A 14,292-nucleotide genomic window follows, 5' to 3' on the forward strand; every position below is an offset into this window, starting at 1 on the left:
GCAGAACCGAATCCCGGCCGACGAATACCGCTTCACAGGTCTCGATCCCATGTTCTAGTAAGAGGGCTACGCCAGCGAACGTCATGGCAAAGTCGCGACCGCCGCAGCCCCAAGGAGGCTCCGATGAAACACAGCCAGCCCCCCACCGCGCCGCCCGTCGCTCCGACCACCCCTCATGAGACCGTGGTCCATGGCGTGACGCTGCGCGATGACTACGCTTGGCTGAAGGCAGACAACTGGCGCGAGGTCCTGGCGGATCCATCGGCCTTGCCGGGTCATATCCGCGCGCATCTGGAGGCGGAAAACGCCTTCGCGGAAACGATCCTCGCTCCGACCGCCGCCCAGCGCAAGACGCTCGTCGCCGAGATGCGCGGACGCATTCGCGAGGACGACGCCAGCGTACCCGCTCGCGACGGACCGTTCTATTACTATACCCGCTATCGCGAGGGAGGACAACATCCGCTGATCTGCCGCGCCGCAGCTTCAGCCATGGAGAGCGACCCGACCTTCGGTGTTCCACTCGCCGATGACGCGGATATCCTTCTTGATGGCGACGCTCTGGCTGCCGGAAAGGCGTTCTTCGACCTCGCGGAGGCTGTTCGATCTCCCGACCATAACCGCATGGCGTGGTGCGCCGATGACACAGGCGCCGAGTTCAACGTCATCCGTGTGCGGGATATCCTCTCCGGCCGCGACCTTGACGATCGCATAGAGCAGGCCGCGGACGATATTGTCTGGGCGGCCGACGGAGCGGCCTTCTACTATGTGCGGCTGGATGACAATCATCGCCCTTGCGAAGTGTTGTTGCATCGCCTTGGGACACCAGCGGAAGATGATGCGCTGATCTTCCGCAGCAACGATCCCGCCTGGTTCGTCAATCTGTCGCAAACCCAGTCACAGCGCTTCGCCGTCATCTCGGTCAGTGACCACGAGACCTCGGAAGCCTATCTTCTGGACCTTCACGAAGAGGCGCCAAGCCCCCGTCTCGTGGCGGCCCGCGAGGACGGCCTCCGCTATGAGGTCGAGCACCACGGCGGGGTTCTGTTCATCCTGACCAATGCCGATGGCGCCGAGGATTTCAAGATCGTCACAGCCCCGCTGGCAACCCCTGAACGGGCGCAGTGGCGGGACGCGGTACCCCATCGCCCCGGGATCTACGTGCTGGCCCAACTTGTCCTCCAGCGCCACCTCGTCCGGCTCGAGCGCGAGAACGCGCTGCCGCGCATTGTCATCCGCACGCTGGCGACAGGTGAGGAGCATGCCATCAGCATTCCGGAGGAAGCTTATCGGCTCTCGCTAGGCGAGGTCCTGGAATTTGATACCGACCAGTTGCGCTTCGTCTATTCCTCCATGACGACGCCCAATGAGACCTATGACTATGACATGGCGAGCCATGAACGCGTGCTGCGCAAGCGCCAGATCATCCCGTCAGGACATGATCCGGCCGCCTATGTCACGCGCCGTCTGCTGGCACCCGCGCCCGACGGTGAACTCGTGCCGGTATCCATTCTCCACCGGCGCGACCTCAAGCTCGACGGCAACGCCCCGTGCCTGCTCTATGGCTATGGTGCCTACGGCCACGCGCTGTCCGCCGGCTTCAGCGCCAACAATCTCTCCCTGGTCGATCGCGGCTTCGTCTATGCCATCGCCCATGTGCGTGGCGGCAGCGAGAAGGGGTGGCACTGGTATCTCGAGGGCAAGCGCGACAAAAAGCCGAACACGTTCTCGGATTTCATCGTGGTGGCTCGCCACCTGATCACGACCGGCTATACGGCTTCCGGGCGGATCGCCGCCCATGGCGGCAGCGCGGGCGGAATGCTGATGGGCGCGATCGCTAATGACGCGCCGGACCTCTTCGCCGCGATCCTCGCGGAAGTGCCCTTCGTCGATGTGCTGAACACCATGCTCGACGGCGATCTGCCGCTGACACCGCCGGAATGGCCGGAATGGGGCAATCCCATAACAGACCAGGCCGCGTTCACGCGTATCCAGGCCTATTCGCCTTATGATCAGGTCAAGGCGCAGCGGTATCCCGCGATCCTGGCGCTCGGGGGCTTGTCGGATCCGCGCGTGACCTATTGGGAGCCGGCGAAATGGATCGCCAAGGTCCGCGCGAAAGCCACGGGCGGCGGCCCGTTCGTGCTGCGCACCAATATGGACGCGGGCCACGGGGGCGCGGCCGGCCGTTTTGATCGGCTTGACGAGATTGCCCTCGTCTACGCGTTCGCTCTCGGCGTCGTCCAGGGAACGTTGCCTTCGGCCTCCGTCTCCTGACGCTCATCATTCGGGGGGGCGCCGGCGTCGGCGCCTTCATCGCCCTCCTCGCTCGCCGCCACATAGGCCTTGAGTTCATCGAGCGAGCGGAAGCGATAGGTGCCACGGCTCGTCTCGGCCTCGATGGAGCCATCAGAGAACATGACGTAGAGATTGCCGCCGGCGCTGTAGGTTCCCACCACCGTCGGAACAGGATCGGGGATGAATTCCGATGACGCCGGCTCGTCCTCGACCGTCAATTCCTCGGCAACCGCAGCTTCACCTTCCGATACCTCCGTCTGGCCGAGCTGCTGCGATGAAGCCTCGTGATCGAATGGAGCTTCGCCCTGCGGGAGGGAGGTATTGTCCTCTTCACGCCGCCAGCCACCGCCGCTGAAGAATTCGTCGTCCTCGACCGCCACGGCTGCCGAGCGAACAGACTCGCGTTCCTCATCCGCAAGCGGAGCGCCGGTATCTGGAGGAAGCCTGTCATCGTCGATCGCCGAGGGACGATCCACATGCACATAGGCCCGCTCCTCGTTGACAGGAGTCATTCCGCGCCACGGTGCTTCGCGCGTGCCGACGTCTTCTTCCTCGCGAGACTTGTCTTCGGCAGCCTGGGGCGCCGCATTCTCGGACACGGGATCTGGCATATCGAGACGGGGTTCCTCGCCGGCAAAGGACCGGTTCGGCGTCACCGCGAGCGCCGCGGCGGCTATCCTGGCCGCACGTTCAGCATCCGTTTCCGAGCTGGCGGGCGCTTCGCTGCGCCTGCGGAACAGGGACCAACGCGCCTTACGCTCGGCGGCCGTCTGCTCTGCCGTCTTCTCCACGGGCACCGTGCCGGGCAACCCCATGTCGGGCGCCGGCGGGGCATCGCGCGAGACAGCGAAATCTGGGAAAGGCGGCCGTTCCGGCGCGGCGGGGACGGATCCTTCGGGATTGGCGACTTCGGGATCGGCAACTTCGGCGGCGCGGTCATCAAGGCCCGCCGCGTCCGCTTCGACGCCGGATGAAGCGGCCTCCGGCAACGGTTCAGCGGGCGTGGGCTCAGGCACAGGCGCCTGTTCAGCAGCAGGTGCCTCCTGCGGTGCCGCGCGGCCAAAACGCGACGGCGAGAACCATGAGGGAAGCGATGGCCGCACAGGCTCTGGCGCGCTCGCGGCCGGTTCGGGCTCAACCACGCTCGGCTTGTCCGCCGTGAGATCCCGCAGGAAGGCATCCGGATCGACAGCCGGCTCGCGCCCGCCAATGTCCTCATGCGAGGGCGCTATCTCATGAGTTGGCTCGGGAGCCGCCCCGGACTTCTCCTCCGCAGAGAGCCCACGTTCCGCGTTGGCGGAATCAGTCTTTCCGGCGGCGGCCGGCGCGAAATCAAAGCTCGCGGCGAAGGCTTCCTCGACCGAGGCCAGCGCCCGGTCCAGTCCCGCACGATCAGCGCCGGCAACTGTGGAGCCTTGCACCTCGGCAAGGGGAACAGCCTCTTCAGCGACGACGTCGGCCACGGCATCGGAGGAGCCGTCAGCTTTTCGGGTCGCGGCGGCGACGACAACCGGGGCCGCTGTCGCCAGCGCAGCGGTGGCAGCCGCACCGGCAATCGAGCCGCGGACGGCGGCGGGCACGGTGTCGGAAACCGGTGCCGCGGACACGGGTTCGGGGTAAGACCGCACGGGAGGCGGCAGATCACGGCGCTCCTCGCGCCCTACGGCAGCGGACGCTTGCCGGGAATCGTCATGCCGGGAGTCGTCCTGAAAGGCCTCAGTGCGGGGTTCATTAACACTTTGGTAACCGGCGGCGTGCTCTTCATGGGAAGCGCCGTCGACGCGGCGGGCGTGATGCTCCGCTTCCTCCCACTCCTCAGGCTGATCGTAAGTCGCCAGGTGCATGGGAAGCCTGCGGATCTCGCGGATGAGAAGCGCGATTCCTATGAGGAGCGCACCGCCGGTGGCCACGACGCTGCCGGCGATGACCATCGACCAGCCGCGCTCGAGAACGATGAATCCCATCCCGGTCGTCACCGCGGTGACGCCGCCGGCCACCATCAAGCAGCCTACCAGCAAGCAAATCACGACCATCGGCTGACGACTTTCCTTATCTGACACACACAAGTGCCCGTTAGATTAGAGTTTTTGGCTCGCGCTGCCAACTCCTGCCATTCAATCAGGCAACGCTTGCCGCCGGGCCCGTGGGATCATAATTAAGAAATGGTCGGGTCATCCTCAAAGAATCTGTGGATGATTTCACCGATCAAGCTGGGAAATGCCAAAATCTGGCGGGGCGAACAAAGCCTGATGGTTTTGCTGATCATCCGCGGAACAATTGGCGCATGCCGAACCGTTTGGGATAGACATGCAATCCCGGTGGACACAGGAACTCAAGTCGAGCATCCAGCCAGGGGATGCCAAGGAGCCCAAGATGTCTTTTTCCCTTCCAGATCTGCCCTATGCCTATGACGCGCTCCAGCCCTACATGTCGAAGGAGACGCTTGAGTATCACCACGACAAGCACCACAAGGCCTATGTCGACAATGGCAACAATCTCCTGAAGGGCAGCGAGTTCGAGGGCAAATCCCTCGAGGAGATCGTCAAAGGCTCTTATGGCAAGAATGCCGGCCTCTTCAACAATGCTGGCCAGCACTACAATCATCTCCACTTCTGGAAGTGGATGAAGCCGAATGGCGGCGGCAAGCTTCCGGGCGAGCTTGAAAAGAAGCTTGTGGAAGACTTCGGCTCCGTCGAAAAGGCGAAGGAAGATTTCATCCAGGGCGGCGTCACCCAGTTCGGTTCCGGCTGGTCCTGGCTTGCCGTGAAGGACGGCAAGATCGTCGTCATGAAGACGCCGAACGGCGAGAGCCCGCTCGTTCACGGCGCCACGCCGATCCTCGGCGTGGATGTGTGGGAGCACTCCTACTACATCGACTACCGCAATCGCCGTCCCGACTACCTCAAGGCCTTCGTGGAAAATCTGGTCAACTGGGAATATGTGGCCGAGCTTTACGCCGCCGCCCGCTGAACCAGTCGAGATCGTGCAGAATGGGGCCTCACGGCCCCATTTTCTTTTGAGGGCCGTCTTCAGACCAAGAGTTGAGGACGACCCGTTTCATCAGGTGAGACAATTCGCTGCCTCGGCCGGACCTTCACACCTGCCACGCGCCCGTGCTCACGCCCTGCAGCCTGAGTGCGCTCCCCGGCATCAGGGCAAGACCCGCCGCCGCGCATATTTCCGCGAATCGTGGGGATCGCAGGAAAGCGAATTCCATCGGCCGGCTGTCAACGACGGGATCAAGGGCCCTGAGTTCCGCGTCCGCCTCGCTGGGGCGAGGCATCCCTCCCGGGTGGCACATCACGAGATGGCGTGGCCCGGGCGCGACGAGAAACGAGGCAAATTCAGTCCCGAAATCTCCTGTGGATCGAAAGGCGCTGACGCCTGCAAAACCATGGTTGGTGGCGAAACCCGCAGCGATCGCTGCCTCCCGCCAGCCTTTCGCCAGCGTCGCGATCACCACCGCCTTCGCCATCGGACCGCGTCGCGAGAGAATCGCCGCAATTTTTTCAGACGGATCGCGCAGCCACAGGCGGCCCGCGAGCCCCCGGCTGCGGAGACAGGCGAGCAAGGCACCACGAATGCCCGGCAAAACGTGCACATGCTGATGGCCATCCACATAGTCCGGTTCGCGCCCGAACGCCTCCGTGAACAGGTCAAGCTGCGCCCCGATCTCGGCCGTGAGTTCATTCCTGGCAGCCCTGTCCCGCAAACGGCCCGTCAGGCTTTGCGTGGCGAGACCGCCGAAAGCCGGCAGACGTCCGTCGGGCGCCAGCGTAGCCATCGCCGTCGCCGGCCGTCCAAGCGTCAGGTTGAGATGCAGGCCGATCGCGAGTTCGGCCTCGCGCTCCCTCAGGGCCGGCGCGAACTCGCGCCAGCGTGGCATCGTCGTCATGACGCTGGTCGCGGATAATCGCCCCTGAGCGGCAAGACTGAGGATGGCTTGGCTGACCCCCTCGGTCATCGCGAAATCATCGGCACAGAGGGCAAAAGCCGGACGCGCGCCGGAACGTGGCGGCCATCCCTCACCAAAGGCGTCTACGCGCACGCTTCAATCTCCCACGGGGCCTTGTCGCACCCCACGATCGCGCTCACTGTACGGCGGCTGCGCCGCATGCCACGCGAAATGTGATCCCACTTGAAGTCCGGGTGCAAAGGTTGTCTTGATGGCGGCCCAATTCAGCGCTTGCCTCATGCAACTGGGGGCGCGAACGGGCGGTCAAGGGATAGGCGTATCGCATGGAACTCTCGGTCGTTGTGCCAGTCTACAATGAGGCCGATAACATCGCACCTCTTCTCGCGCGCCTCATCCCCGTGCTCGAAGGTCTCGGCCTGAGTACATCGGGAGACTTGGGCTCAGCAGCCTCGGGCTCGGGAGATCTGAGCTCAGGAGACTTGGGCAAGGCGAGCTGGGAAATCATCTTCGTCAACGATGGCAGCCGGGATGGGACCCTCGCCCGGATCCGCGAGGCCCATGAGAAGGAGCCACGCGTCGGTCTCGTTGCCTTCAGCCGCAACTTCGGCAAGGAGGTGGCCATCGCCGCCGGCCTCGACTACGCGAGGGGACGGGGTGTGGTTATCATGGACGCCGATCTCCAGCATCCACCCGAGACCATCGCCGAATTCGTCGCCAAATGGCGCGAGGGCTTCGTGATGGTCTATGGCCAGCGGACGGACCGCGTCAACGAAACGCCGATCAAGCGTGGCTTCGCGCGGCTGTTCTATCGTCTGTTCCGCGCCTTCGGGGAGATGCCGCTGCCAGAGGGCGCCGGCGACTTCCGCCTTATTGACCGCCGGGCCGTGGACGCGCTGCGCGCCATGGGTGAAAGGGCGCGCTTTTCCAAGGGGCTCTATGCCTGGGTCGGCTTTTCCTCGGTCGGCGTGCCCTTCGTGGTGGCGGATCGCGCACACGGCGTCACGAAATGGAGCTTCCGCAAACTCTTCCGTTTTGCCTTCGACGGCATCACCTCCTTCTCGACCATCCCGCTAAAGATCTGGACCTATGCGGGCCTCGGGATCTCGCTCGCCTCCATCGCGACAGCCCTCTACTTTCTCATCCGCACCCTCCTCCTCGGCTCGGACCTGCCCGGCTATCCCTCGCTGATCGTGTCGGTGATGTTCTTCTCAGGCATCCAGCTCATGTCGCTCGGCATGATCGGGGAATATGTCGGGCGCATCTTCGCGGAGGTGAAGCGCCGTCCGCTCTATATCGTCGCGGAAAGCCTTGTTCCTGCCGGAGCGCAGGCGCAAGCACAGGCGCTGGTGCCGGCTCGCGCGCAAGCCCCCCTGTCGCCCACCACGGCCGCGGCGCCCGCGAATATCTGATGCTCAGAAAACTCCTGTCCGTCAGCGGCTTCACACTCCTTTCACGCGTCACGGGCCTGATCCGCGACCTCATGGCCGCCGCCATCATGGGCGCCGGCATGCTTGCGGACGCCTTCTTCGTCGCGCTTCGCCTACCCAACCACTTCCGCGCCATTTTCGGTGAGGGCGCCTTCAACCAGGCGTTCATTCCCTCGATCTCGCGCCTGCGCGAGGCCCGCGGCGATGGTGCCGCCCAGCATTTCGCGAGCAGCGTCTGGACATTGATGATCATCGTCCAGCTGCCGCTGATGGTCATCGCCCTCGCCGGCATGCCCTGGCTTGTGGCGCTGCTCGCGCCGGGTTTCTCCGACCAGCCGGAGAAATACGCGCTGGCCATCGCGCTGACGCGAATCACGTTCCCCTATCTGTTCTTCATCACGCTGGTGACGCTGGTCAGCGGCATCTTGAATTCCGTCGACCGCTTCGCGGCGGCGGCGGCCTCGCCCATTCTGCTGAATGCGGCGATGGTGGTGGCGCTCGCCTTCGCCGCCTACTTCCCCACGGCCGGCCACGCCGCCGCCTGGGGTGTCAGCGTCGCGGGCCTGCTGCAGCTTCTCATGGTGCTGGCCGACGCCCGCATCGCGGGCGTGGCGCCACGGCTGGTGCGGCCCCGCCTCGACGCGGACATGAAGGTGTTCCTGAAGGCGCTCCTACCCGCCGTGATCGGCTCGGCCGGCATCCAGATCGCGGTGTTCGCCGACACCATCATCGCGTCGCAGCTGCCGACCGGCGCTGTCGCCTCGATCTACTATGCCGACCGGCTCTACCAGTTGCCCGTCGGCGTCATCGCCATCGCGGCCGGAACCGTGCTCCTGCCGGAAATGAGCCGGCGTCTGTCGGTGAACGACAGCGAAAACGCTCACCGCGCACAGAACCGCGCCTTCATCTTCTCGCTCGCCCTGTCCGCGCCATGTCTCGTGGCATTCTTCCTGCTGCCGACCACGATCATGTCGGCGGTCTTCGGGCGCGGTGCCTTTACAGCGGCGGATGCCGAAGCCGCCGGCGCCGTCCTGTCTGCCTATGCCATCGGCCTGCCGGCGATCGTGCTGATATCGAGCGTGGTCGCGAGCTTCCGGTCGCGTCTCGACACCGCGACTCCGGCGATCGTCTCGCTGTCGGTGATCGCGGTCAACGTCACGCTCAAGATCATCTTCGCGCAGCGCCTCGGCGCGGCGGGGCTGGCGCTGGCCACCGCCATCGCGGCCTGGGCCAATGTGCTCATCCTCTACGGCATCGCGCTCCATCGCGGCTGGACGGCGCCGAACAGCGAACTCATGCGCGCCGTCCTCGCCACCGCGCTCTCCTGCTTTGCGCTCGCGGGCGCGACGCTCGCCACCCATCACATCGCCAGTCCCTGGAGCGCGGGACTGCCGCGCTTCAACGACGAAGTCCTTCTCGCCGTTGATGCGCTCATCGGCGGCATCGTCTATGCGGCGGCGATCCTCGTGGCCTTCAAGGGCCTGAGGCTATCGCTGCGCCGTATTTGATGCGCCACGCCCGGGGATGGCATAGTCATACGCAAAGCGGTGCGTCTCGAGCGGCCGTCCGGCGATTTCCTGGACGAGCTTGCGCTTCGCGGCGAGGGCAAACGGGGTCTGGCTGTCAGCAATCTCGACGAAAGAGCCAGGACCGCCGATGACGGCCTCCCCATAGTAGGTCTCCAGCGCCATGCCGCCCGGTCCACCCGGGCGCCCGCCCGGCCGGCGGATAGCCAGCGCATTGATGGTGAAGCCCTTGGCCAGGGCGTCGCCACGGGCGGCGGCCAGCGGCCGCCCGCCTATGTTGGGTCCATCGCCGGATACGTCGATGATCTTGCGAATACCCTCATAGGCGTTGGTCTCGACCATGTTCACCGCGTAGTCGATGGCATTCGAGATGGAATTGTAGCCATAGGCGCCGCGCGGGCGGGTCCTGAGCTTCTCGGCGAAATCCGCGGCGCTCGCCGCGTCCTTGATCACCTGCCAGTCGACCACCGTCACCTGCGAATCCGGACCTCCCCATTCGACATAGGCGACGACGATCTTCCCCGTCAGACCGTCGCGGATGCCATTCAACACCTCGGGGCTGGTCAGGGCGGAGCCCCAGCCCTCGCGCTGGAGGCGCAACTCGTCACTATCGATCGAGCCCGAACCATCAGCCGCCAGCACCAGTTCGAGGTCGACCTCCTCGGCGGCAAGCGCGCTCGTGGACTGGGCCCCCATGGACAGGGCGAGAGACGTCATCGTCAGCACGGCAGCAAAAGCGGCAGAGGTTTTCGACATAACTTCACCCCGATCGTTGCGATGCAACAAAGGTTAAGTCAGCCCTGCCGCGCGGTCGTCTCACGTCCGCGTTATGAGAAAGGAGCAGATCGACATTCAGGAATGGCCCAAGAGATTCCACCGTCATCACCGGGCTTGTCCCGAGATCGGATTTATCTGATCTCGGCTAGTAGCCTGGAACTCGGTAACAGCCGAGTTCCAGTGATCCCGATAGGAAAGGCGTCTCGTCAATCGGGACGGCCGGGACAAGCCCACGGCTGTCCGGTTCGTTTTGTCATAGGGCGAGTGCGAGTTGTCTTGTGTCGGAGCGTGGGATTTCGGGCGGCTTTGCGAGATGACGGAGGTCTCGCCTGTGCATGATGTTGGCGCGCACGAGCCTTGCGAAGGCGAGCGGGCTCTGTGTGATCTTGACGGCGTCGTTCGCGAGCCTGAGCAGGAGATAGGCGATCAGGGCGACCGCGATCTGGATGCGGACGGCGTTTTCGGATCGGCCGATGAAGTGCTTGATCTTGAGGGTCTGCTTGACCCATCGGAAGAACATCTCGATGGCCCAGCGTCGCTTGTAGAGATCGGCGATGTCCTGCGCGGGAGTCTTGATATCGTTGGAGACGACGCGGATGGTCTTGCCGCCGTCGAGGACGACGCCGATCTCGCGCACGCGTTTGTGGAACGGGTTTTTCCGCGAGGCGGCCTGACGGGCCGGCAGAAGACCGACGCGGTCGTAAGCCAGGCTCGATCCAGCGGGCAAGGCGAGGTCCTCGACCTCGGACAAGGGCGTGTTGGCCTTGAGCCTGGTGACGATCCGGCAGCCGGCCTCGTCGAGGCGCGCCCACCAGGCGAAGTCGTAGTAGCCGAGGTCGAAGACGTAAGTCGCGCCGGGCTCGACGGGCATGGCGCGGGCCGCGACGATGTCGTTCACCCGCGCCGGCGTGACGGCGAGGTAAAGGGGCGCCTCGGCGTCGGGATCGTAGACGACATGCGCCTTGGCGCCGCGGACATCTTTCGAGAAGCGGGCCCAGTCGCTGGCGATGCCGGCCAGCCTGATGCCGGTCGAATCGATCAGCCTGACCGCTCCTTGCGTCGCGCGGCGCAAGCCGCGCCCGGCACCGCCCGCCATGGCCGAAAAGAGCTGGCCGAAGACCTCGTGGGGCCGGCCGGCATTGGCGTCGGCCAAGGTCGAGCGCGAGATCTCGTCCCCGCCCAAATGGTAGAGCCGGGCCCCGTGGCTCGCCATCGCCGTCTCGATCTCGCGCAGGGAGGCGGCGCCGGCGAACTGGCCGTAAAGCAGAGCCACGAACTGTCCCTTCGTCGTCAGCCGCCGCACGCCCCGGTCGGCGCGGTGCTCATCCACCAGTTTCTCGAAAAGCGACCATGGAACCTGCTTCAGCAGGGCGTGAAAGACGCTATTCTGATGCCGCATGGCGTTGCTTCCGCTCGTGTCCAAAACACCGGCAAGTGCTTGGAAACAAGTAGAATCAATGCCATGCGCCACGTCCACAAAATTCAACCGGACAGCCGTGGCTCAAGCCCGGCCATGACAGCTAAGAGCGCTTAAAGTCCATTGACTTTGACGCGAAGCCCCGGAATGACACGAGCCCGTCCGACAGAGCCATGGCACCAACCGCCCGCCCAGTCTAACGCTTCAGGATGCCGCCGAGCATCCCACGGACGATAGCGCGGCCGACCGAACTGCCGGCCGAGCCGCCGACCGACTTGCCGATCTGCGCGGCAACGTTACCCGCGACATTGTTGATGACGGTACGCGTGACGCTCCGTGCCACGGTCTGCGTGGTGGTCAGGCGCGTACCGCGCTTCACATTGGTTCCAAGGATCGATCCGAGCATGCCGGAGATGGTGTCGAGCACGCCGCCTTCAGACTGGCCACCAGCAGGGGCGGCATTATCGGCGGTGCGTTGGGTCAGGACCTCATAGGCGGATTCCCGGTCGATCTCCTCGTCGTATTTCCCGCGCATGGGGCTCGCGGCGATGATCGCCTTTCGCTCCTCGGGCGTGCACGGTCCGACGCGGCCAGACGGTGGCGCGATCAAGGTCCTCTCGACAACCGAGGGCGCGCCCTTGGCGTCGAGCGTCGAGACCAGCGCCTCGCCAACCGACAGTTCGAGGATGGCCTTGGCGGTATCAAACGACGGGTTCTGCCGGAACGTGTCCGCGGCCGCCTTCACAGCCTTCTGGTCGCGCGGCGTGAAGGCGCGAAGCGCGTGCTGGACGCGGTTGGAAAGCTGCGCCAGCACAGCGTCCGGCACGTCGAGCGGGTTCTGCGTGACGAAATAGACGCCCACGCCCTTCGAGCGAATGAGCCGGACGACACGTTCAACAGCGTCGACCAGCGCCTTGGGCGCGTTGTCGAAAAGGAGATGCGCCTCGTCGAAGAAGAAGACGAGCTTGGGCTTGTCGAGATCGCCAACCTCCGGCATCTGCTCGAACAGCTCGGACAGGAGCCACAGCAGGAAGGTCGCATAGACCCGCGGATTGGCCATCAGCTTGTCCGCGGCCAGGATATTGACCACGCCGCGACCGTCGCGATCGGTCTTCAGGAGGTCATTGATGTCGAGCGCCGGCTCGCCGAAGAACTTCTCGCCCTTCTGGTTCTCTAGGACAAGAAGCTGGCGCTGGATGGCGCCGATCGACTGGGTCGAGACGTTGCCGTAGGTCGCCGTCAGGTCCTTCGCCTGTTCGGCGACGAAGGTCAGCAGCGCGCGCAGATCCTTCAGGTCAAGGAGCAGGAGGCCCCGTTCGTCGGCGACACGAAAGGCAATGTTGAGCACGCCTTCCTGCGTGTCGTTGAGATCGAGCAGCCTTGAAAGCAGTAGCGGTCCCATCTCGGAGATGGTCGCCCGGATGGGATGGCCTTGCTCGCCGAACACGTCCCAGAAGGTCACGGGGAAGCGATCCGGCACGTATTCGACGCCAATGTCGGCAGCGCGCTTGACGAAGGCAGGCTTGCTGTCGCCGGGCTGCGAAATGCCGGAGAGGTCGCCCTTCACGTCGGCCGCGAACACCGGCACACCGGCATTCGAAAAGCCCTCAGCCAGCACCTGCAGCGTCACCGTCTTGCCGGTTCCGGTTGCCCCGGTCACCAATCCGTGCCGGTTGGCGAGTCGGAGCAGGAGCTCCTCGGGCTTGGTGCTTTTTCCGATGAAAATGGAGCCGCTATCGGTCATGCGCTTTATCCGGGAAGGGCCAAAAATCGTCTCCGAATTTTATAAGTGATCAGACATGGCCTTACCATAGTGCTGAGCGCTGACGGCGGCCCGTCCCGTGGTGAGATGCGTCGCTACGGCCTAGCTGTGGACCAATCTTCTCCCGCCCCGCTCACGCCACGCGAATCATTGATCTAAAACACGGGCGTGAGACAATGACCGCGCATGGAGGACAGCATGGACGAACTCGTAAACCTGATCAGCGAAAAGGTTGGCCTCGACGCGGCATTGACGCGCCGTGCCATCGGGATCGTCCTCGCCTTTCTCCAGCGTGAGGGGCCGGAGAACGAGGTGAGCGCGCTCGTCGCCGCGCTGCCCGGCGCGGATCAGGCGATCGCTGAAGCGGGCTCGTCGGCGCAGGGTGGCGGGCTGATGGGGGCTCTCGGGAGCCTCATGGGGGGCTCGGGTGGCATCATGGCGCTCGGCAGCGAGTTGACCGCTGCAGGATTGTCCATGGGCCAGATGCAGACCCTCGGCCAGGAGCTTTTCGCCTATGGCCGGGAAAAGGCCGGTGAGGACGTAATGGGCGCCATAGTCGGCGAGATCCCCGGCCTGTCACAGTTCGTGTAATTTCCGTACCACCACCCGCCGGCTGTGAACGTCCGGCCGCGCAACCATCCGGAGCCCGTGCCGGGCTCCCAAAAATCCAGAAGAATACCGATTTTCAGGAGGATTGGGCAATTCGGGGGCCGCCGGCATCCCGCTGGCGCCGCACAAGGGAGAGCAGCACGATGGCGTCCTATTCCATAGTGGCGATTGAAGGCATTGGCGCGGTCTTTGCGGAGAAGCTCAAGGCAGCCGGCGTGACGACCACTGAGAAGCTTCTCGAACGCGGCAAGGATCCAAAGGGCCGCAAAGAGTTGGCCTTGGTGAGCGGTGTCGACGAAGCCCGAATCCTCAAGTGGACCAATATGGCTGATCTGATGCGGATCAAGGGCATCGCCGAGGAGTACTCGGAACTGCTTGAAGCCGCCGGGGTCGATACGGTCAAGGAACTCCGCAACCGCAAGCCCGCCAATCTTACGAAGGCGCTCGCCGACGTCAACGAGAAGCGCAAACTTGTGCGCGCCCTCCCTCCCGAGAGTGTCGTCACAGGCTGGATCGAGCAAGCCAAGAGTCTGCCGCCGATGATGACTTACTGAGTGACGGTG

At 64.4% G+C, this 14,292-nt stretch carries 11 protein-coding genes; 6 read left to right on the forward strand and 5 right to left on the reverse strand.

All coding sequences use genetic code 11. The features are described from left to right. The first annotated feature begins 123 nt into the window (after positions 1 to 123). Positions 124 to 2,274, forward strand: coding sequence for a S9 family peptidase (locus KIO74_RS08825; protein ID WP_213331654.1), 2,151 nt, complete (start codon positions 124 to 126; stop codon positions 2,272 to 2,274). Here the strand turns inward: KIO74_RS08825 and KIO74_RS08830 are convergent. Continuing rightward, positions 2,217 to 4,328, reverse strand: coding sequence for a hypothetical protein (locus KIO74_RS08830; RefSeq protein ID WP_213331655.1), 2,112 nt, complete (start codon positions 4,326 to 4,328; stop codon positions 2,217 to 2,219). The two genes, KIO74_RS08825 and KIO74_RS08830, sit on opposite strands and share 58 nt — an antisense overlap. 340 nt (positions 4,329 to 4,668) lie before the next feature. Between KIO74_RS08830 and KIO74_RS08835 the strand changes: the two genes are divergently transcribed. After that, entirely contained in the window at positions 4,669 to 5,265 is a 597-nt protein-coding gene (locus KIO74_RS08835) for a superoxide dismutase (protein WP_213331656.1), read from the forward strand. Between the two features lie 124 nt (positions 5,266 to 5,389). Here KIO74_RS08835 and KIO74_RS08840 read toward each other — a convergent pair whose 3' ends face one another. Beyond that, positions 5,390 to 6,343, reverse strand: a complete 954-nt coding sequence (locus tag KIO74_RS08840) for a ChbG/HpnK family deacetylase (protein WP_291980176.1) — start codon at positions 6,341 to 6,343, stop codon at positions 5,390 to 5,392. Positions 6,344 to 6,534: 191 nt separating this feature from the next. Here KIO74_RS08840 and KIO74_RS08845 point away from each other — a divergent pair, with 191 nt between their 5' ends. After that, positions 6,535 to 7,620 carry a glycosyltransferase family 2 protein gene (locus KIO74_RS08845; protein ID WP_213331657.1) on the forward strand — a complete coding sequence of 362 codons (1,086 nt, stop codon included), beginning with the start codon at positions 6,535 to 6,537 and terminating at the stop codon, positions 7,618 to 7,620. After that, a complete protein-coding gene (gene murJ / locus KIO74_RS08850; protein ID WP_213331658.1) occupies positions 7,620 to 9,146 on the forward strand; it encodes a murein biosynthesis integral membrane protein MurJ in 1,527 nt (508 codons plus the stop codon). The genes KIO74_RS08845 and murJ overlap by 1 nt, the downstream gene beginning before the upstream one ends. On the opposite strand, the gene KIO74_RS08855 is transcribed toward murJ, so the two are convergent. The 3 genes from KIO74_RS08855 to KIO74_RS08865 form a co-directional block, all read right to left on the reverse strand. Continuing rightward, entirely contained in the window at positions 9,126 to 9,920 is a 795-nt protein-coding gene (locus tag KIO74_RS08855) for a DUF1194 domain-containing protein (protein WP_249730918.1), read from the reverse strand. The two genes, murJ and KIO74_RS08855, sit on opposite strands and share 21 nt — an antisense overlap. Positions 9,921 to 10,194: 274 nt before the next feature. After that, positions 10,195 to 11,340: an IS4 family transposase gene (locus KIO74_RS08860; RefSeq protein ID WP_213331659.1), complete on the reverse strand. Its 1,146-nt coding sequence runs from the start codon at positions 11,338 to 11,340 to the stop codon at positions 10,195 to 10,197. A gap of 214 nt (positions 11,341 to 11,554) precedes the next feature. Further along, on the reverse strand, positions 11,555 to 13,102 hold the full coding sequence (locus KIO74_RS08865; RefSeq protein ID WP_213331660.1) for a helicase HerA-like domain-containing protein: 1,548 nt from the start codon (positions 13,100 to 13,102) through the stop codon (positions 11,555 to 11,557). Positions 13,103 to 13,318: 216 nt separating this feature from the next. On the opposite strand from KIO74_RS08865, the gene KIO74_RS08870 reads away from it, so the two are divergent. After that, complete coding sequence (locus KIO74_RS08870) at positions 13,319 to 13,711, forward strand: DUF2267 domain-containing protein (protein ID WP_213331661.1); 393 nt, start codon at positions 13,319 to 13,321, stop codon at positions 13,709 to 13,711. 161 nt (positions 13,712 to 13,872) lie between these two features. Then, the gene (locus KIO74_RS08875; protein WP_213331662.1) at positions 13,873 to 14,283 is read left to right on the forward strand and encodes a DUF4332 domain-containing protein; all 411 of its coding nucleotides are present in this window, start codon (positions 13,873 to 13,875) and stop codon (positions 14,281 to 14,283) included. The last annotated feature ends 9 nt before the right edge of the window (positions 14,284 to 14,292 follow it).

This window comes from Chelatococcus sp. HY11, assembly GCF_018398335.1.
Classification (GTDB): Bacteria; Pseudomonadota; Alphaproteobacteria; order Rhizobiales; family Beijerinckiaceae; genus Chelatococcus.

Excerpts from the sequence above, each read along its gene's own strand:
- KIO74_RS08825 (WP_213331654.1), top strand. The coding sequence starts at position 124 with ATGAAACACAGCCAGCCCCCCACCGCGCCGCCCGTCGCTCCGACCACC.
- KIO74_RS08830 (WP_213331655.1), bottom strand. The coding sequence starts at position 4,328 with ATGGTCGTGATTTGCTTGCTGGTAGGCTGCTTGATGGTGGCCGGCGGC.
- KIO74_RS08835 (WP_213331656.1), top strand. The coding sequence starts at position 4,669 with ATGTCTTTTTCCCTTCCAGATCTGCCCTATGCCTATGACGCGCTCCAG.
- KIO74_RS08845 (WP_213331657.1), top strand. The coding sequence starts at position 6,535 with ATGGAACTCTCGGTCGTTGTGCCAGTCTACAATGAGGCCGATAACATC.
- murJ (WP_213331658.1), top strand. The coding sequence starts at position 7,620 with ATGCTCAGAAAACTCCTGTCCGTCAGCGGCTTCACACTCCTTTCACGC.
- KIO74_RS08855 (WP_249730918.1), bottom strand. The coding sequence starts at position 9,920 with ATGTCGAAAACCTCTGCCGCTTTTGCTGCCGTGCTGACGATGACGTCT.
- KIO74_RS08860 (WP_213331659.1), bottom strand. The coding sequence starts at position 11,340 with ATGCGGCATCAGAATAGCGTCTTTCACGCCCTGCTGAAGCAGGTTCCA.
- KIO74_RS08865 (WP_213331660.1), bottom strand. The coding sequence starts at position 13,102 with ATGACCGATAGCGGCTCCATTTTCATCGGAAAAAGCACCAAGCCCGAG.
- KIO74_RS08870 (WP_213331661.1), top strand. The coding sequence starts at position 13,319 with ATGGACGAACTCGTAAACCTGATCAGCGAAAAGGTTGGCCTCGACGCG.
- KIO74_RS08875 (WP_213331662.1), top strand. The coding sequence starts at position 13,873 with ATGGCGTCCTATTCCATAGTGGCGATTGAAGGCATTGGCGCGGTCTTT.